This is a genomic window from Oceanobacillus sp. B139/18, assembly GCF_055524595.1.
On record NZ_JBVFXI010000006.1, the window covers coordinates 140,353 to 161,230 of the forward strand.

The window sequence follows — 20,878 nt, forward strand, 5'->3', positions numbered from 1 at the left end:
TCACACTTATTCAATAATAGATAATATTCTCTATTTTTATAATTTTAGAAGGATTTGTATTCATTCCTAGCGAATTTGATAGTATAACAAAATGGGAGGGGTATCTATGAAAAAGATAAGCAAAAAGCTTTTAATGTTCAGTCTTGCCGGGGCATTTGTTGTGGGAGGATCAACCCTTACTTCACCGGCTGTCCATGCAGTAGGAAACGGGCCAAATTACAATGGCAATGAAACGGTTAATACTTCCATTCTTACTACCTACGATGAAATGGTTGATTATCTTAAGAAACAGGACTCAAAACAAAGTCAAATGGAATTGGAAGTGATTGGCCAATCTATGAAAGGTCGCGACCTATATCTTGTTAAATATATCTCCAACCCTGAAAACCCAACTATTCTTTTTTTAACACAACAGCATGGTAACGAGCAATTGACAACAGAAGGGACGCTTGAGTTCATTAAACACCTGGGAACTGGTAAAACAAAAGGTGTGCTAGATAATGTGAATGTGTTGATTGTTCCGATGTTGAACCCTGATGGAGCAATGGGAGATGTAGATTTTGATTTAGATGATTATATTGCTAGCGGAGATCGTCATCTAACAAGATACAATGCGGCAGGCGAGGATTTAAATCGTGATCATGTGAATAAAGTTTTCCCGGAAACACAAGCCCTGCATAATAATGTATTAAGTGCTTACGATATTGATTATATGATAGACCTGCATCATCAGGGAGCTAATAGTGAACGTGATGGAGAGCTAGTGTCTGGTTCCATCCTTTATCCGACTACGGAAAATGCAGACCCTGAAGTTGTTCATAAATCCAAACAATTAGGTGCTGTGGTGTTTGATAAAATAGATTCAACTGGTTGGGGACATCTTGGTAAATATAATGGCGGTTCTGCCGAGACAATTTCCCGAAATGGAATTTCTGTCGAATACGGAATCTCTACCCTGTTATTTGAAATGCGCGGCATGTCGGATCATTCCAATGAATCCGCCATTTTAGGACAAAAAAGTAATGGCTATTTAATAAAACAAACAGTAAATACGTTGGATGCTGCTGTTAGAGCCATTTCAGATGGATCTATCAACAATAAAGATGTTTCTTTTTGGGATACTTTACCAACACAATCTACGAGGACAACGGAGTAAATAGTTATTTCCCCATAAATCATGATAACTCGTACTATACCTTGAACTTCTCTAGGCAGTTTTAGAAAACGGAGCATTTAAGGGATTCTAAGAAAGCGATTATTACTTTCTTAGAATCCTTTACTTTGGTGTGGAATCTTTAACTTTCTATTAAAAAGAAAAGCACCTTCTCCGTTTGGATTTTGGCGCACTCTATCTGAGTGTTGAATTCCAGTCTAGCTTTTTTAAGACCCTTAGTTTTTCACTGGATGTCTATAAACATATTCGGGAAAGTCGGTAATAATACCATCCACGTTGCGTTCAAATAAGTTATTTGCTTGTTCCTGCGTTCGCACTGTATAAGGATATATCTTCATCCCGGCAATATGAACACGGTCAACAAGCTCATCGGTAACAATGCTCATATTTGGGTGGAAGAAATCAGCAAAAGTTGTAAATTGTGCCAACTGTTCATCGGTAACATTTGCCCAAGAAGTACCCGCAAGGACACCGTGAGGGACATTCTGCAGGAGTGCCTTTGATTGTTGCACAGATGTATGATTAAACGACTGGATAATAATTTTTTCGTTATTAGGCTTATGCATATTACGCTCCATTAAGGTTTCAGCGACTTTTTCTTCTACGCCTGGATACAATTCAGGAGATTTTAATTCTATTAATAACCCAATCTTTCCTCGATATGTATCGATTACTTCCTCAAAAGTAGGAATTTGTTCACCCGCAAATTCTTGTCCGAACCAACTTCCGGCGTCCAATTGTTGAATTTCTTCAAGTGTGTAATCCCCAACAGATCCTGCCCCATTTGTTGTACGATTAACAGTTGTATCGTGAATGGCTATTAGCTCTCCATCCTTGGTCATTTGTACATCAATTTCAATATAATCAGCTTTCATTTCAAAGGCTTTTTCAAAAGCAGCCATTGTATTTTCCGGAGCATGACCTGATGCCCCTCGATGTGCAATATTAACCATTTTTTTCTGTTGTTGAACTGTCTGAGTGCCTCCACCTTTGGATGCGAATACAGGAACTGTGAACACAGACGCGAAGATCATTACTGTTAACGATAAAATAGTAATCTTTCGTATCATAATCTTAATCTCTCCCTTTTTCTGTCTTACTTTTTATTATAGAGGTAATCTATTAAGTAAATGTAAACTGTAAGATAAAGAGATGTAAGATAAACTAAGAAATTCTTAATAGTTCAAAAAGTTTGCAACATTGAGGCTTCCATCTTTACTACCAAACCCTAACCCCCACTCAATCCCCTTCCAACAGCCTCAACATAATCATAAAATTCCTCCGTCCGATTATCCCGATTCCCAGACGAAAAATCCCCCTCCTCAAAAAAAGCCTTTCGCTGCGCAGTGCTAATCTCTAATTGAACTCCTTTGCTCTGCCTATTTTGATTAACAATATTGTCCTTTTCTTCCCCATTGATTTCCTTCGGTGCATCACTTACGGAAAATCCAGCTTTTTTTAGCTCTATCTCGATAGATTGAGCTAATGCTTCATCCAATCCTCCCAAATACGTGTGTTTTTCCAGTTCGTCCTCGTATCCATGGAAAGATACGGTATAGAAACTGTCTGAGACAAGGGCTACTGCCTCTGGTTCATCGAAGTTCGTGGAATCAATATGCAGGTCCGTATTGTTTGCTGCTTTGATTCCTTGAAAAGAATAGAAGGAATAGTCGCCTGCGAAAGCTAATTGTTCCGCTAAATCCGTTGTACCAGGCTCTATCCCTCCGCCATGGATGGCTATGCTGGCAACATCCGAATCTCTTTCTTCGGAACTGATTCGATAATCTTCATCTTGCCTCTCCTGTTGATGAAGTTCGTTAAAGTTTTTATATTTATCGTTCCCGTTACTTCCATTGACTAGCAGCAGCGCTATCATTATAACGGCCAGTGCTAGTCCCACAATCATAAAGTTATTTCTTTTCATCGCTGCTACCTCTATTTCATGTATGCCATATTCTCTTTACCATTCTCTCATTCTACTATATCAGGCATCACATCTGAAACGTCATCATTATACTACCAGTCATTTATCGAACTTTTCTGCTTTCTCCACCCACTCCTCTGCGTCAAACATGCTAAAATAAGCATACCGATGAAATAACAAGTCAAACAGCAGCGAAAGGAAAAACAACCATGACCTTAGACTATACAAACTCCATCCCGCTTCATGTGCAGTTAAAACAAATCATTGAACAGAAAATATATAACGGCGATTATGCAGAAAAGATTCCCAGCGAGAGAGAATTGATGGATGAACACTATGTAAGCCGAAGTACGGTGAGACAAAGTATCGAACAGCTGGTTCGGAAAGGAATCTTGGTGAGAAAGCCGGGGAAAGGAACCTTTATCGCCGTTCGAACGATTAATGACTGGCTTGGCAGCCTTCACAGCACCTCGGAAAATATCGAGAAAATGGGGATGGCGCCGGGAGCCAGATTAGTAGCCTCCCAGGAAATCGAGTTAGTTGGAAGATTAAAAGAAGTGACTGGTTTAGATAAGGCACATCACTTTAAAAGAATAAGGTATGCAAATGATATTCCGATGGGAATTGAAAGGCATTATTACCCTGTGGCATTAGGGAAAAAGCTGTCTCAATTTAACCTGGATGAAGAAGCATTCTATGAGCTGCTGGAAAGAGAATTAAAAGTAAATACCTTTCAGGCGGAGCAGGAAATCAGAGCGGGAATCTCCACCCGGGATGATTCAGAGTTACTGAATATTCCTGAGGGGACAAGCATCATTATTGCAGAAAGAAAAATTACCGATGTCCATGGAGACTTCGTGGAATTTGAGAGGGCCTATTATCGTGCGGATATGTACTCCTTTAAAATAACCTTGTCGAGAAATAGCAAATAAAAATAGAATAGTTATTGTTTTTTAACTGGTTAGAACATTCTGACCTCCTTGAGAATACTGGTGTCTATCGCATAAAATATAAATACTATTTTTGCAGTCAAAATTAGACAGCTTTTTTAGGGAGGTCATCCATATGAGTTTTATGATTGCATTCAGTATCGCAAGTATCCTGCTTTGTGCCGGTATGATTATTCGGGCCAAAGTAGCTTTTATTCGAAATATGTTAGTGCCTGCCAGTGTCATAGCTGGTATTTTAGGCATGATTGTCATGAATACAAATCTTATCCAGGCAACCAATGCCGAAATGTTCACTGTAATTGTTACGCAGTTATTTACGATCACGTTCATCTCCATTGGCTTAACAAGCAATAACAAGGCGAATAACGACCATACTGCCGGGAAGCAGATTGCCAGAGGGTCACTGGGAATGGGCATGCTCTGGAATCTATTATATGCACTCACCCCTGCTGTCGGCGCAGTTGTCATTTTACTCGTCGGCGGTTATTTCGGAATGGACGCCCTATATGGGCTGCTTATCCCCTTTGCCTTTACACAAGGACCAGGGCAGGCGGCGACATTCGGATCTATTTTTGAACAGCAGTACGGAATAGAAAATGCAGCGATGGTAGGCCTGACCTTTGCGGCAATCGGTTTTATCGCCTGCTTCTTAATTGGCGTCCCACTTGCAAAATATGGGTTAAAACGCGGGTTAGCCAAGAAATATGGCGAATCCGAAATTAAAGATTATGTCAAACGAGGCTATTACACGAAGAATGAGAAAAGAGAATCAATCGGACAAGAGACGGTATTCAGCGGAAATATGGATACAATGACGTTCCACTTTACGATGATTGGTATCTGTTATGTGCTGGCTTTAGGAATGGCATCTCTTATTTCCATGATTCCTGGTATAGGTCCGACGCTTGGCGGAATGCTGTTTATTTACGGCATGCTTGCCGGCTATTTTGTGAAAATGGTATTGAAAAAGCTGCAGCTGGACCATTTGCTGGATAATACCTTTCAAACGAAAATTACCGGCTGGTCCACCGATTATTTAGTTGTCTGTTCCTTTATGGCCGTTCAATTCAGTATCATCGGCCAGTGGATTGTTCCAATTATTATCGAAGCCGTTGTCATAGCTGCGCTTACTATTGCAGTCGTTTTATACTTTGGAAAGCGCTTAGGCGGCGACAACGACTTTTCCCGGACGCTCGGTTTGCTGGGAACCTCGCTGGGTACTGTTCCAAGCGGAATCGCGCTTGTACGGATTATTGAGCCTTCCCTGCGTTCCACCACAGCCATCGAATTAGGGATGATGAATATTCCGATGATGTTCTCTTATATAACCGTTTCAACGATTATGATGATTATGGCCGGGACATTATCCGTCACAGCTGGAATTCTATGGTTACTGGCGCCTGTCCCTATTTATTTGATTCTATTAAAGGTATTTAAAGCATGGGGCAGAAAAACATACGATTTCAAAGAGGAAGCTGAACCAATCAAAAGTAAGAAAAAATCCTATGCATAATCTACAGCGAAATAAGGAGTGAAATCTGCAATGCAAAAATTATATTATGGCGGCGATATCATTACGATGACTGGAGAGAATGACAGCGCCGAAGCAGTGTTAGTAGAAAATGGGGTTATCAAAAAGCAAGGCAGCCTAGCAGAAGTGAAACAAGCAGCCAGCCCTCAGGCAGAAAGCATTGATTTACAAGGAAATACCCTGATGCCTGCCTTTATCGACCCGCATGGTCACGTTTCGATGGTTGGTCATTTTTCATTGATAGCTGATTTAAGTGAATGCGATAATTTTGATGAAGTAATTCAAGCACTAAAAGCATATATTCAGGAAAAAGAATTAAAAAAAGGCGATATTGTCGTCGGATGCGGGTATGATCATAATTTTCTTGCAGAAAACAGACATCCAACGAAAGAGATATTGAATCAAGTATCCACGGAGCATCCTATTTTGATTTTACATGCTTCCGGCCACTTAGGCTGCACGAATGATTTGGGATTACAGGCAGCAGGCATAAACGAGCACACTTCCGACCCGGAAGGCGGTACAATCGGCCGGGTTGCAGGTACAAATGAGCCAAATGGCTATTTAGAAGAAAATGCCGTGATGGGATTACAGAAAACCCTTTTTAAAGGTGTGAAACGGGATGAGTTCAAACTGGCAGAGTATGCCCAGAATGAATATATCAAAAATGGAATTGCAACCGTTCAGGACGGCGCATCATCCAAAGAGATTATTGACTTATTCAAAGCCTTGGCCCAGCAGCAAAAGCTGAAAATCGATGTGGTCGCCTACCCCGTATTTGATGCAGAGCCGAAAAAGCTGATGGAAGAAAATAAAGATTATGCCAAAAAATATCAGAACCGCTTTAAAATCGGCGGATATAAAATGTTTTTAGACGGGTCTCCTCAAGGGAAAACAGCTTGGCTCACAGAACCTTATGAAGGCGAAGAAACCTACCTGGGATATCCATGGTTCAAGGATGAGCAGGTCAAACAATATACCAACGCAGCAGTCAACGATGGCGTGCAGCTATTAACACACTGTAATGGAGATGCCGCTTCTGATCAGCTGTTACGGAACTACCAAGCATCGCTGGAAGAATCGAATCATCCAGATAAAGAGAATCTGAGACCTGTGATGATACACTGCCAGACCGTAAGAAATGACCAATTGGACATCATGGCCGACTTATCGATGATCCCTTCCATCTTCGTCGCGCACACGTATTACTGGGGAGATGTCCATCTAAAAAATCTTGGCGACAGGCGTGGACGTCGTATTAGCCCGGCAAGATCCGCATATGACCGCGATCTGTGCGTGAACTTCCATCAGGATGCACCTATCGTCAAACCGGACATGCTGCATACGATTTGGTGTGCGGTGAATAGACAAACGAGAAATGGTGTGAGCATCGGGCCCGAGGAATGTGTCAGTGTCTATGAAGCGTTGAAGGCTGTCACGATTAATGCAGCGTATCAATATTTTGAAGAGGATTATAAAGGCAGCTTGGAAGATGGGAAAGTTGCCGATTTAGTTATTTTGGATCGAAACCCGATGAAGATGGATACGATGGATATTCGTGATATTCAAGTTTTGGAGACGATTAAGGATGGGGAGACGATTTATCGGAGTGAGGTTCGTACTGTTCGATAGTTAAGGGTTTTTAGGTTAGGAATGGAATAGAGCGAAGCAACCAAACAGGAATTAGAAAGAATCCTGCTCCCCTCTTTTCGACCTTTATATGTTTTAGGATAACTATCTATTTATATGTTGGACTTCAAAAAAGAAAATCCGTTGAGATTAATATCAGGAATCTCAGCGGATTTTCTTTTTAAAATACCAACTAGCTTCACTATTATAATCATAAAGCTGTTATTATAGTGTACTATTCAAACCTCTCTCTATCCAGTTCAAATACTTATTTGCTTCTTTTTTATCTTCATTTATTAAAGATTCTTGAAATTCATCATAAAAAAGCATATTTTGTTCCTTTTCACCAACAAAAAGTATTTTCTTTTATATTTCTTTTTCATTATATAACCTTCTGAAATCTAATTTGTATTTTAGCGGCTATTATATATGTTCATCCACAACTCATGAAATAGCAAGAAAACAGTATTATTCCTTGTCTATATAGATTATATAAGCTAATTAGGAAATGTATCTAATTAAAAATTTCTCAAACTAAATATGTAGCCATATATATCAAAAAATCTATGATAAAGCTTGATACCAATATTCTAAAGATATCAAGACTATAACATAGATTTTACTATCTGTTTATCAAAATTCAGCCCTTTTACTAATACTTCTAACCATGTTCAATCACATGGCCCTTTTCCAATATCCTTTGATACATCATTTAAGCTACCACAATTACTTAACAGATATCTAATCAAGGGCTATTTTCTATTAATAAATAAATTAATGTATATTAATCCACCATTCAAGTACCTCATTCACTTATTAATACTCAAAGTAAACGTCACCCTATCAGCAATCATTAATGATTTTGAAAAATGGATATGTCTGTTGTTCTGGTCAGATGAAATCTTTTCAACATTAAATAACGTAGCGCCAATATCACATTGCAAACGTTCCGCTTCTTCCATCGTTGCATAGCCGACGTTCACTATTTTATCTGAACTTACCACTTCAACACCGTATTCTTCCTTTAATGTTTTGTATGTGGAAGTTGTTGAACTTATTTTTTCTTCTAACCCAGGCAGTAATTCAAGCGGGTAATGCGATGTTTCCATAATAAATGGCACATTATCTATAAAAAGCAGCCTGCGTAGTTCGAGGATTTTAGAGTTTTTTGAGACGGGAAAGTTATTCTCATTTTCCCCTAAGTCAATAATGTTGATAGATAATATTTTTGTATTTGGTTCATTTCCAGAGCTGCTTGTTAATTCAGAAAAGCTACCTACTGAGATTAATTCACGTTTATGTTTCACTTCTCGGACAAACGTACCTTTCCCCTGCTTTTTAATTAATACGCCTTCTTCCACCAGGTCCGTTATTGCCCGGCGTGCCGTTATCCTGCTTACACCATACTCTTCACATAATTCTGTTTCTGTAGACAGCTTTTGACCTGGCATATACCTTTCCATGTTTATTTCTGATTTAATATGTTCTTTTAATTGTAGGTATAATGGTTTTTCACTTGATATATTCAGTTTCATTTTCTTCTCTCCTAACCTTTTTTATTGAAATTAAAATGAAAATATATATTATCCAACTTTCGCAAATATTTATGTGAAACTCCTAGAAGTCCAACAAAAATAGGAATTATTTTAGGAAAATTAAAAATAACTATACATGACCACTGAAGGAGAGGATTTTTAAGTTCATTTGGATAAAAAAATAAGGTAACATTCACGTACAAAAACTGATTAATTTATATTATAACATATGCTAATATTATAATACATTATTTACATAGTACCAATTTCCTTAATCTGTAATGACTAAAGTACTTAATGAACCACTTTTAACAGAAATGATTCTTGTATTCTTATGATAAGATTCATTTTTATGTAAGGATAAAACAAAATCCTCTTTACCCGCATGAGTAAAGAGGATTTTGTTTACCTAAACTATTAATATGCAACTTTAAACATATATCTGCGTGTCGGTAAAGGATGATTTCTTACTTCTGCTAATGCAACTGCGTGTAAACGCAATACATAATTGATCACCATTGGTGCTAAGTAACCTTTTATCTCATCATCTATATCTGATAAATCCAGGTTTGCTGCATCAATAACAAGCAGTTTATCCGTATATTTATTTAAAAATACTTCTGCTCTTTCTTCCAATGGTCTTGTTTCATCCAACCCTTTTAGCAGGATAAATGGCACTTCTTTATCAGTTATTTCAAATGCTCCATGGAAATACTCACCCGCATGGATAGGGTGGGAATGTATCCATTGCATTTCCATCAGAATGCAGTTTGAGAAAGTATAGGCGATGCCGTAATTTGCTCCGCTTGCCACCGTATATATAATTTTTTCATCTTTTACTTCTTCTGCATACTCTTTTGCCTTTGTACGATATTGTACATCTGCTTTATCGAAGGCTTTGCTTAACCCGTCTAAACTGGATACCATTTTTTCATATGTTGTATTACCTTCTTTGATGTTCAATAGTTTGGATGTTAAACGATACAAGACACCATAATTCATTATCTCCGAATACTGCTCTTTTGAACCAGCAGGAGCCCAGCTGTAATTAACGGTATAATCAGAAGCACGTTTTAGTGGTGCATCTTCTACATACATCAAGGAAACTGTCAGTGCTCCCTTATCTTTTGCAAACTGAGCTGCGTCCGTTGTTTCCGGCGTCTTCCCTTTGTGTGAGCATAAAATGACTAATGACTTTTCATTGAGTGTACTTGGATTCAAATGAATAAATTCATTTGAATTAAAAACTTCCGCTGTAATGCTTTTTGCTTCGCGGTCAATCAAATATTTACTTGGAATCATCAATGCTTTTGATCCTCCGCATGCCACCAGAAAGACTCTTTCTATTTCTCTTTCTTCATATGCGTTATATACCTCTTCCAATTGATGCAGTGTTTGTTGTTTGTTTTCTTCCATTTTCAATTCCTCCTACTAGATTATAATACGTATTATAATGTTATATTATTGATTGAAAAAAGACTATATTTAGCCTTTCTCCTTATATATTGTTTTTCCTTGGCCAAAACTTCCTTCTAACCGACATGTTTTTGATGCTGATACAGCACCTTTTTGTAATGCAAATTCAATGCTTGTTGAATCCGTATAAAAAGTTAAAAATCCAGCTATAAAAGAATCACCCGCCCCCATCGTATCGACAACCTTAACCAATTGTGGCTCTTGATAATAAAATTGATTGTTCTGATAAGCGATAGTACGCTGCTCTCCTCTGGTAACGATTATTATAGGAACCCCTAATTTAGCAACCTTATCAATTAGCTGATTTACTTCCTTTTCCTCCATCCCGCTTCCAGAAAAGAATGCAAAAGTTAAATAAGGGCATACTTGCTTTAAAATTTCTTCGTTCCACTTTTTCTTCGTAGAAAAATCAAAGGATATTTGTTTATGAGCAAGTAAATGTAATTGTGATTCGAGGTGACTATCAATACTTGTGTGAATGATATCAAATTGATTGATATATTGAATGTCCTCAGGGGTAAACCTGAGCGCTAGTCCAGATGTGATTCGTGTCTTTGTATTCGATCCTTCAAATATACGATCTCCTTTCTTGTCAATTTTTACATATGCTACCGGAGTTTCACCGATAGCATATCTGACTCTGGATAAATCAATCCCCTCTTCCTCCAAGGTCTTTCTTAAAAATGTTCCATAATCATCATTGGCGATTATCCCCATATACCCGTTATTTTCTGCGCCATTATGTGCACTTACCACAGAAACATTTAATGCATTTCCGCCGGGAAAAATCGTATTTTTATATTTATAATAATCTACTACACTATCACCTATACTTAATAATTTTCTCATTCTACATTCCACCGCTTTATCAATATGTTTATTCCTCTATATACGTATTTTCCAATGTGATACCAGACTGGAAGGAAAGAAAGCCTTCTAAATTTGTAAAGCCATTAATGTTACTCTGCATTCCATAACTTTGCTCTCTCCAGTTCAGATATACAAACGGGGCTTCTTCCATTGCACGCTCAATTAATTGTTCATATATTTCCTGTCTTTCCTCTTCATCGGTGGTTTCCCTGCCTTCAGCGAGAAGTTGATTTATTTCTTCATCATCGAAGTAAGCAGAGTTATTTAAACGAACTTCTCCACCTTGATAGAAATTGGCCATCCAATCACCGTCTGTAATATCACCGGATGTGCCTGCAACGAGCATTTCATAGTCACCCTCGGTATTTTTGTTGATTCTAGTAGCCCAATCTGGCAATTCCAGTGTTATATCAATGCCTATTTTCTCTAATTCTGATTGAACGGCAAGCGCTGTTTGTTCGTGCATTCCGTATTGAGAAGTAGACAGTAATGTAGCACTAAAACCATCTGGATACCCCGCTTCCGCCAATAGTTCTTTTGCTTTTTCCGGATCATGTTCATAATAATCCGTGAATCGGTCATCATATCCCAAATACCCGTCAAGTATAGCCATACCGTATATTGGTGTACCTCTTCCGCTAAATGCCGTATTTAAGATAGCTTCTCTGTCAATACCATACGCAATTGCTTTACGGACATCCGGATCATCAAAAGGTTCCACATCCGTATTAAATTGTAATTTCATAAATGGACCATTCTTGCTGTCTAATTTGACGGTATCCAGCTGTTCCAGAGATTCTACATCTTTCCAGGGAACCGTTTCTACAATATCTACTTCTCCAGACCTCAGAGCATTCACACGCGTATTTTCTTCCGTATAAAATTCAAACGTGATTTCATCTAATTGAGGTTTATTTTCTTTATAGTAATCATCGAATTTTTCAACGGTGATGTGACCGCCTTGCTGCCATTCTACAAGTTTAAATGGTCCTGCTCCCATAAAATCTGTATCCAATTGATCACTGTTTTCTTCTGTCCATGATTTCGAGACGATTACTGACTCAGGAATTGCTGTATAATGTACAAACGGAGCTGAAGGTTCGCTTAAATGAAAGGTAATCGTTGTATCGTCTTCTACAACAATCTCATCAATCATAGATAGCTCTGATTTAAAAGTGGCTGTACTGTCGTCTGCCAATATTCTTTCAAACGTATATTTCACATCTTCAGCTGTTACAGGATCCCCATTATGGAATGATGCATCCCGTAAATGAAAGGTATAAGAAGTCGCATCTTCATTTACTTCATAATCCTCTGCAAGTTCAGGTTGCAGTTCGCCATCTTCATTGTAGTTATATAAACCTCTTGCTAAGGCTAATTTTACCGTTCTTCCATGTGTTCCATTTTGCATATAAGCCTCTAAAGTATCCGGTTCTTCCGCTAAACCAAACGTTATATCTCCGCCGTTTTCCCCATTGTTCTGACCTGACGAATCACTAGAACACGCACTTGCTAAAATCACTAAAGCGCCTATGAACAACATTAAAAAGACATTTTTTCTCCTCAACATATACGTTTCTCCTCCTTTAATTCAAGGTATTTATTATCTTTTCAATTTTGGATCTAAAACATCTCTCAGGCTGTCTCCTAATAAATTGATGGCTAACATCGTGATTCCGAGACATAGAGACGGCCAAATAACATAGAAAGGATTGTTATGAATATAACCGCTCGCATCCCCAATCATCTGTCCCCATGATGGGGCAGGAGGTGTAACTCCCAGCCCGAGAAAACTTAACCCTGATTCAAGCAGGATTGTAGCGGCAAATGTCAAACTTGCCTGAACAATAATTGGAGATGTGATATTTGGCAAAATGGACTTTAAAATGACACGGAAATGTGTTGCTCCCAATGACAATTCACTTTCTACATACTCCAGGCTTTTAACCTGTAATGTTGCTGAATGTGTAATCCTGGCAAAGTATGGTATATATAACAGGCCGATAATCAACGTCAGATTGTTTACACCTGATCCCCAGAATCCCACTACTAACAATGCTAATAAAATCGGTGGAAAGCAGAGTACAATATCCATAAATCGCATAACCGTTTTTTCTGCAATACCGCGTACATATCCGGCTATAAGTCCAAAAATCGTTCCTCCGATTAAAGAAATGGCAGTGGCTCCTACAGCAACTAAAATAGTCGGTTGAATACCAACAATCAATCTGCTTAAAATATCACGTCCAAATTCATCTGTTCCCAATAAATGTTCCGATGATGATTTTATCAGTACTTGATCATGGTTAAACTCTAATGGATCATAGGGTGTGATAAACTGTCCAATCAAGGCAATAATGAGAACCGGTAAAAGGAGTATTGTACTAAAAATAAATTGTTTATTCTGCAGTAACTTTTTAAACACGCTGACACCCCTCTCTCCTTATCTTGTACGCGGATCCATTAACCCATAAATGATTTCCACCGTTCTATTTATCAAAACGTAAAATGATGCAATAATGATAACTGCCCCTTGAATAATTGGGTAATCACGGCTATTGATAGAATCCACCAATAATGTGCTTAATCCCGACCAGTTAAACATATATTCAATTAAGACCGTTCCCCCGATCAAATTAGCCATTTCCAGACCGATGACTGTTACAACAGAAATAACCGCATTGCGGAATACATGTCTTATTAAAACAATTTTTTCCGGAAGCCCCTTGGCTCTCAAGGTTCTCACAAAATCTCTATCAAGCACTTCCAACATGGAAGACCGTGTCATCCGGGTAATCGATGCAATCAACGGTAGAGAAATCGCAAACGCGGGCATAATCAAACTCTTGATGTGTCCTATCGGATCATCAAAAAAATTAACATAGCCGCTGGAAGGTAGGATGTTAAACTGGACACTGAGAATTAAAACAAATGCTGTACCCGTTATATAAACAGGAAATGATAGCCCGATTGCTGCAATCGTAGTGGCAACTTTATCTATAACCCCTCCCCGGTTGATCGATGCCAATATCCCTAATGTCACTCCAACGACAGAGCCAATGATAATAGCAGTAATGGCTAATTCCAGAGTTTTGGGAATACTACTGGCAAGATAATCCCATACTTCAATATTGTTAAATATGGATTGGCCAAAATCTAATTGAAATACACCTGTTACCCAATCAGTAAATTGAGATATAACCGGTTCATTGAGACCCAGCTGTTCTCTCATTTGCTCGACCGCCTCCGGATCACTTCCTCTTTCGGTTCCCAGTGCGAGCACCGCTGGGTCACCCGGCATAAAGCGCAGGAGGGAAAATACGATTGTTGCAACAATCAAGATCTGAATAATAGCAACAATGATTTGTTTCAGTATAAATTTTAGCAATCTATTCCCTCCTTAGTGCTGTTCATGATATAAATAACAAGCAACTTTCTGCTTCTCTTTAATAGATTCTAAATTCGGCTTATCTGTCTTACATATGGGCATGGCATGCGGACATCTGGTATTCAATTTACAGCCTGCGGGCGGATTAACAGGACTTGGTAAATCTCCCTGCAATACCTTTTGCGTTTTGGACTGCCTTGGGTGTGTTTTTGGGATAGCAGATAATAGCGCTTCCGTATATGGATGCTTTGGACTGCTGTAAATTGTATTGGCATCCCCTGTTTCTACGATTTCTCCCAAGTACATAATTCCAATGTTATCGCTGACATGTCTTACAACGGATAAGTCATGTGAAATAAATAAATAGGTCAGTTTAAACTCTTTTTGAAGCTCATCAAGTAAATTTAACACCTGTGCTTGAATGGAAACATCCAATGCAGACACCGCTTCATCACAAATAATTAATTTAGGATGAAGCGCTATTGCTCTGGCTATCCCAATTCTTTGTCTTTGGCCGCCTGAAAATTCATGCGGATATCTGCTCATATACTTTTCACTTAACCCCACCAGGTCCAGTAATTCTTTTACCTTTTCTTCTCTTTCTCTTTTGTGATAAACATCATGGATATCAAACGGGGACCGTATGATTTCTCCAACTGTCATTTTGGGATTTAACGATTCATATGGCTTTTGGAATACCATTTGCACCGTTCTTCTTTTATCACGTAATGCTTTCCCCTTCAGTTGTAAAAAATCTTCTCCATCTAAAAGGACATTTCCGGCATCCGGTTTGATTAATCCGGTAATTACCCGGGCAAGCGTACTTTTGCCGCATCCTGACTCTCCGACTAATCCATATGTTTCTCCTTCATTAATCGTTAAGCTTACATCGTTTACGGCATGGACATTATTTTTCTTATTTGAAAAAATATTTTTACTTTTGACCTGATAATGTTTCTTTACGTTTTTTATTTCCAAGAGAGGTTGACTCATTTTGTTTACCTCCTACTGTGTCTACATTCCAACATCTCACTTCCTGGCTTGAATGATTAGTTATGGATTCCAATTCCGGTCTTTCTTCAAAGCATCTTTCCGTTGCTATTGGGCATCTTGTATTAAATCTGCAGCCTTTTGGCATTTCTGTAACAGATGGTACTTTCCCTGGAATACTATATAATTGGTTCCCTTTAGAAGAAATAGAAGAGACAGATCCAATCAAGCCCTTCGTGTAGGGATGTTTCGGATGATCAAATAATGTATTTACATCAGCTGCTTCAACTACTTCACCGGCATACATGACAATGACCTTATCCGCCATTTCAGCTACTACTCCCAAATCATGCGTTATTAATAGAATGGATAAATTTCTTTCTTTTTTTAAGTCGTTCAGCAATTTAAGAATTTTAGCCTGTATCGTAACGTCTAACGCCGTCGTAGGCTCATCTGCAATCAATAAATCCGGATCACAGGCTAAAGCCATTGCAATAACTACCCGCTGACACATTCCTCCAGATAATTCATGGGGGTAAGCGTTATAAATATCTTTTGGATGGGGTATACCAACCTGCTTTAATAAACTAATCACCCGTTCCAGCTTTTCTTCATTTGTATAATTTTCGTGAACATCTAAAACCTCTTTAATTTGATATCCGCAAGTATAAACTGGATCGAGCGCTGACATCGGGTCTTGAAATATCATAGAAATACTTTTTCCACGCAGCTTATTCATTTTATTTTTTCCAAATTTAGTAATATTTTGGTCTTTATAAATGATTTCACCAGAACTGATTTCTCCATTAGCGGGCAATAACTGCATTAAAGATAAGGAAGTAATGGTTTTTCCACTTCCGCTCTCCCCAACGATACATAATGTTTCTCCCTTTTCCAGCTCTATATTTATATCCCGTACAGCCGGGTACATCTCCTTATTTATCTTAAATGACGTGGTTAAATTATTAATACGAAGCACTAATTATTTTCCCTCCTTTCATTTTTATAACGTAACAATATGTTATAAAACAATATATAATATATTGTTAAAGCGTTTTCAATTCCTACTTTAAATATTGAAGTGATAACTCTGTTTTATTCTTTTATTGCAGTATAGCCGACTGTAAGACCCCTGCTCCAAGAAGAAAAATCATCTTTAAACAGGAACCGGACAGCCGGTAACGGACTCGTTCAACTAAACTTCCACATGTTCATTTATGTCTACACCGTATAAATCTTTTGCTTTTTCTTTGCTGACTTTGCCATGAATGACATCCATGTATACTTTTTCTTTTGGACGTTTCGTCGGATCGCCGTACCCTCCTGACCCGGGAGTCCTTACTGTAATCAAATCATTCTTTTGTAAATCCAAGTTAGATACTTTTGATTTTAATTGTTCTGTCTTGCCATTACTTGTATATAAAAACTGTCCAGGCGTTCCTGAATAACCACCAGCAATTCCCCAGGGTGAAAATTTATGTCTGTCGCCTAATCCGGTATAGGTAATCTTATCGGATAAGAATCGATAGACTCTTTCAATACCTAATCCTCCACGATAAAAACCAGCCCCTCCCGAATCCGGGATTAATTGATAATTTTCAATTAATATAGGGTATTCTTTTTCCAGAGCTTCGACAGGTAAATTAGAAGTATTCGTCATATGAACCTGTACGCCGCTAAGTCCATCTCCCTGTGAATGAGCCCCGGATCCGCCGGCAATCGTTTCTAAATAAACAAAATAGTTACCCGTATTTGGATTTGTCCCTGAAAAGATTGCTGAAGTTACTACACTATTACATGCAGCAATCACTTTATCTGGCGCAATCTGCGCTAATGCACCAAGCACCACATCAACCACTCGCTGACAGGTATCTATCCGCTGTCCTACCGGTACTGGAAGCTTACAATTTACGATACTACCTTCTGGAGCTTGAACATGTATCGGACGATATATCCCGATATTTGAGAAAATATCCTTCCCTACAAAAGCTTTAAAACAATAGAACATAGTTGTTACAAGGGCTGAATATGTCATATTCAATGGTCCGGGCACCTGGTCACTTGTCCCGTTAAAATCGACGGTTGCTTCATCTCCAGAAATGGTTATTTTTGCTTTGATTAATATCGGATCAGGCGAATTTGTTCCGCCATCATCCAGGTAATCTTTAAATTCATAAGTTCCATCCGGTAATTCCTGAATACCGTGTCTCATCAGACTTTCCGCATAATCCAGCAAGCTGTCCGTACAGTCTTTATAGTATTCATATCCATATTTTGAAACAATTTCTTTTAATCTTCTTACTCCGGCATGATTAGATGCAATCTGGGCATCCAGATCCCCACGCCGTTCTTCCGGAGTTCTGGTATTTAATACAATATATTGATAGCTTTCTTTTACAATTTCTCCTTCAGAACATATTTTTACCAAAGGAATACGCAACCCCTCCTGATAAATATTCGTGGAGTCAGCTGATACACTGCCCGGGACCATTCCGCCAATATCTGAATGATGGGCGATATTTGCTACAAAACCTGCCAATATCCCATCAACAAATATGGGGCTGACCATCGTGATATCAGGCAAATGAGTCCCTCCGCCAGAGTAAGGGTCATTCGTTACAAACATATCCCCCGGTTTTATTTCTTCTTTTTCATAGTTTTTCAGTACTTCCTTTACAATATCCAGCATAGAACCTAAGTGCATAGGTACATACTCAGCCTGGGCAATCATATTACCTTCCGCATCAAAAACAGCAGTCGAGCAATCCTTCCTCTCTTTTATATTTGTAGAAAACGCTGTTTTTACAAGCGTAATTCCCATTTCCTCAGAAACCGACATAAGTAAGTTTCCAACTATCTCCAATGTTATTGGATCAACTTTAGGCCTCATCTATTCATTCCTCCCTTTTTCTTAAGAATTATTAATGATCATATTCCTGAATGCATCAATTTCAACATCCTGATCTGGCAGTACCATGATTGTAGTATCCATTTGTTCTACAATAAGAGGACCATTTAATTTCGTTCCCGGACGTAGCTGCTCTCTTTTATAAATATCTGTTTCAAAAACACCCGGTTCATTTGCTTCTGCATAAAAAATCAATCTTTTTTCAATCGGCTCCGGTATTGTACTTTCCAGAGCTTCTTCCTTAAAAACAGCTTTGGGAAGCTTACCAACTGCTGTTAACCGGTAGTTTACAAATTCAACTGTTCCATCTTTTCTTGCATAACCATACACTTTTTCATGTTCGTTAAAGAATTTCTCTATTATATCTTCCAAGCTATCCTGCTGTATTTCATCCCAATCCACCATAATCGGAATTTCATAGTTTTGCCCTTTAAATCTCATATCGATAACTAATTCATACGCTTTATTTTCCTCTGAAATATTCTCTTTAGCTAACGCTTTTTCTCCTTCTGTTCTTAAATCTTTAAATATCTCAACCACACTTTTCATCGCTTTTGGCTCAGCTATTTTCACTTCAGAATGGACATAATCCGTTCTTACATCTGTTACCAGTAATCCTAAAGAACAAAACGTTCCTGGTGCAGGAGGAATTAAAACTCTTGGAATTCCTAATTCTCTTGCCAGAGAAGCACAATGTAAACCGCCCGCTCCCCCAAATGAGACCAAGGTAAAATCTCTCGAATCATGTCCTTTTTGAATAGAGATTAGCCGGATCGTCTGGGACATATTTGCATTTACAACAGAAATAATTCCGGATGCTGCCTCTTGAACCGTTAAACTGGTCTTACTGCAAATTTCATCTTCAATAACTTTCTTACCGGCGTCTAAGTCTATATCCATTCTGCCGCCCAAGATTTTATCCGGATTCAAACGGCCAAGAATCGCATTGGCGTCCGTTACAGTTGGTTTTTTTCCGCCCCTTCCATATGCTGCCGGCCCCGGTGTCGAACCAGCGCTTTCCGGTCCAACTTTTAATGCTCCTCCTTCATCGATATGAGCGATTGAACCGCCGCCGGCCCCGCATGCGTGAATATCTAACATCGGTACTCTCGATGGAAAACCTTCTATAGAGCGTTCCATAGATATTTTGGGTTCGCCATCTTCAATCAAGCAAAAATCAGCAGATGTTCCGCCCATATCAAATGTGATTAAATTATTATAGCCGGTTTGCTTTGATAAATTCTTTGCAGCAACAACACCAGCTGCCGGACCTGAAACCGCTGTACGTATAGGCGCCTTAACAGATTCATTGATAGATATAATTCCTCCATTAGATTGTGTTATGTAAGGTTCTGTTTTAATACCAAACTCCTTAACCGAGTTTAAAAAGTTTGTCATATATTTTTCCATCACTGGACCTAAGTAAGCATTTAATACCGTAGTACTGAGTCTCGGATACTCTCTGAATTCAGGCACAAGTTCAGAGGAAGAGGAAACATATACTTCAGGATATATTTCTTTTATCTTTTCAACAGCTCTTTTTTCATGCTCCGAATTAATAAATGAAAACAAGAAACAAACAGCAATGGATTGAATACCTTTTTCTTTTAATTCCGAAATAACAGATAGTAATTGTTCTACATTTAACTTTTGAAACACCTCACCATTTGAAAGCAAACGCTCTTCGACTTCATAGCGTAAATCTCCTGGAATAATTGGATCAGGATTAGCAGCAAAAAAATCATATAATTTAGGTCTGGTTTGCGTACCTATCTCTAATAGATCCTTAAATCCTTCCGTTACTATCAAAGCAGTTTTTGAACCATTCCTTTCAATTAATGCATTTGTGGCTACCGTAGTTCCATGTGCTAAATATTCCACTTCCTCCGGATTAATTTTATTCATGGTCAAAATCTCTGTAATCCCTTTCATTATTGCCAACGAAGGATCTTCAGGAGTGGATGAAACTTTATGGTTCTCCACGATGCCCTTTAATGTATCTACTAATGTGATATCCGTGAAAGTTCCACCAACATCAACACCAACCATGTACCTCATTTATATTCCTCCTATGGATTATACATATTTTAAAATGCACAATTCTTACTGTTCTTCATTGTTTAAATGTAACGAATGATTCTATTTAGTATTCACATATTTTTAAAACCATTTCCTCTCTTTCTTTTACGTACTGCTTCAAGTAAATAAAATACTAGTTAATCTTTTCTTTAATTCGTTATGCAACATCTTATAACATTATATAATATTTTTCAAGTATTTTTTGAATTTTTATTGTTATCTTATTATCTAAGTATCTCAACTTCCGCATATTGAAATAGATATACAGCCCGTTAGAAAACTTGATAATCAATAAACTGACAAACGACAAATTAGCTAAAAGTTGTTATCTTCCCACTAGAAGGGCAATTCCTTTGTTTTATTAACCTGGAAATATATTACAAATATGTTACAAATGCGTTACATTATTTATAGTAGCTATTTT

At 38.2% G+C, this 20,878-nt stretch carries 16 protein-coding genes; 4 read left to right on the forward strand and 12 right to left on the reverse strand.

Features of this window, described 5'->3' with window-relative positions; translation table 11 throughout:
* Positions 1-106: 106 nt before the first annotated feature.
* Positions 107-1,156 carry a M14 family zinc carboxypeptidase gene (locus tag ACZSMY_RS17240; protein WP_341173297.1) on the forward strand — a complete coding sequence of 350 codons (1,050 nt, stop codon included), beginning with the start codon at positions 107-109 and terminating at the stop codon, positions 1,154-1,156.
* A 233-nt stretch (positions 1,157-1,389) separates the two neighbouring features.
* Here the strand turns inward: ACZSMY_RS17240 and ACZSMY_RS17245 are convergent, their stop codons facing one another.
* Both ACZSMY_RS17245 and ACZSMY_RS17250 read right to left on the reverse strand, forming a co-directional pair.
* Positions 1,390-2,244 (reverse strand): glycerophosphodiester phosphodiesterase, encoded by an 855-nt coding sequence (locus ACZSMY_RS17245; protein WP_465148041.1) that lies wholly within the window; start codon positions 2,242-2,244, stop codon positions 1,390-1,392.
* A 158-nt stretch (positions 2,245-2,402) separates the two neighbouring features.
* Positions 2,403-3,098 (reverse strand): poly-gamma-glutamate hydrolase family protein, encoded by a 696-nt coding sequence (locus tag ACZSMY_RS17250; RefSeq protein ID WP_465148042.1) that lies wholly within the window; start codon positions 3,096-3,098, stop codon positions 2,403-2,405.
* Between the two features lie 209 nt (positions 3,099-3,307).
* Between ACZSMY_RS17250 and ACZSMY_RS17255 the strand changes: the two genes are divergently transcribed.
* The 3 genes from ACZSMY_RS17255 (at position 3,308) to ACZSMY_RS17265 (ending at position 7,211) form a co-directional block, all read left to right on the forward strand.
* On the forward strand, positions 3,308-4,030 hold the full coding sequence (locus ACZSMY_RS17255; protein WP_465148043.1) for a GntR family transcriptional regulator: 723 nt from the start codon (positions 3,308-3,310) through the stop codon (positions 4,028-4,030).
* Positions 4,031-4,163: 133 nt separating this feature from the next.
* Complete coding sequence (locus ACZSMY_RS17260; RefSeq protein WP_465148044.1) at positions 4,164-5,561, forward strand: sodium/glutamate symporter; 1,398 nt, start codon at positions 4,164-4,166, stop codon at positions 5,559-5,561.
* A 30-nt stretch (positions 5,562-5,591) separates the two neighbouring features.
* A complete protein-coding gene (locus ACZSMY_RS17265) occupies positions 5,592-7,211 on the forward strand; it encodes an amidohydrolase (RefSeq protein ID WP_465148045.1) in 1,620 nt (539 codons plus the stop codon).
* 806 nt (positions 7,212-8,017) lie between these two features.
* On the opposite strand, the gene ACZSMY_RS17270 is transcribed toward ACZSMY_RS17265, so the two are convergent.
* The 10 genes from ACZSMY_RS17270 to ACZSMY_RS17315 form a co-directional block, all read right to left on the reverse strand.
* The gene (locus ACZSMY_RS17270) at positions 8,018-8,743 is read right to left on the reverse strand and encodes a UTRA domain-containing protein (RefSeq protein WP_256705109.1); all 726 of its coding nucleotides are present in this window, start codon (positions 8,741-8,743) and stop codon (positions 8,018-8,020) included.
* A 417-nt stretch (positions 8,744-9,160) separates the two neighbouring features.
* Positions 9,161-10,159: an SIS domain-containing protein gene (locus tag ACZSMY_RS17275; RefSeq protein WP_256705110.1), complete on the reverse strand. Its 999-nt coding sequence runs from the start codon at positions 10,157-10,159 to the stop codon at positions 9,161-9,163.
* Positions 10,160-10,228: 69 nt separating this feature from the next.
* Positions 10,229-11,068 carry a PfkB family carbohydrate kinase gene (locus ACZSMY_RS17280; protein ID WP_256705111.1) on the reverse strand — a complete coding sequence of 280 codons (840 nt, stop codon included), beginning with the start codon at positions 11,066-11,068 and terminating at the stop codon, positions 10,229-10,231.
* Positions 11,069-11,096: 28 nt separating this feature from the next.
* Complete coding sequence (locus ACZSMY_RS17285) at positions 11,097-12,659, reverse strand: ABC transporter substrate-binding protein (RefSeq protein ID WP_256705112.1); 1,563 nt, start codon at positions 12,657-12,659, stop codon at positions 11,097-11,099.
* 33 nt (positions 12,660-12,692) lie between these two features.
* A complete protein-coding gene (locus ACZSMY_RS17290; protein WP_332094546.1) occupies positions 12,693-13,514 on the reverse strand; it encodes an ABC transporter permease in 822 nt (273 codons plus the stop codon).
* Between the two features lie 18 nt (positions 13,515-13,532).
* Entirely contained in the window at positions 13,533-14,477 is a 945-nt protein-coding gene (locus tag ACZSMY_RS17295) for an ABC transporter permease (RefSeq protein WP_256705114.1), read from the reverse strand.
* Between the two features lie 12 nt (positions 14,478-14,489).
* Complete coding sequence (locus tag ACZSMY_RS17300; protein ID WP_256705115.1) at positions 14,490-15,470, reverse strand: ABC transporter ATP-binding protein; 981 nt, start codon at positions 15,468-15,470, stop codon at positions 14,490-14,492.
* Positions 15,412-16,446, reverse strand: coding sequence for an ABC transporter ATP-binding protein (locus ACZSMY_RS17305; RefSeq protein WP_332094545.1), 1,035 nt, complete (start codon positions 16,444-16,446; stop codon positions 15,412-15,414). The genes ACZSMY_RS17300 and ACZSMY_RS17305 overlap by 59 nt, the downstream gene beginning before the upstream one ends.
* Before the next feature lie 216 nt (positions 16,447-16,662).
* Positions 16,663-18,357: a hydantoinase B/oxoprolinase family protein gene (locus ACZSMY_RS17310; RefSeq protein WP_256705116.1), complete on the reverse strand. Its 1,695-nt coding sequence runs from the start codon at positions 18,355-18,357 to the stop codon at positions 16,663-16,665.
* Between the two features lie 21 nt (positions 18,358-18,378).
* Positions 18,379-20,433 carry a hydantoinase/oxoprolinase family protein gene (locus ACZSMY_RS17315; protein WP_465148046.1) on the reverse strand — a complete coding sequence of 685 codons (2,055 nt, stop codon included), beginning with the start codon at positions 20,431-20,433 and terminating at the stop codon, positions 18,379-18,381.
* Positions 20,434-20,878: the final 445 nt, after the last annotated feature.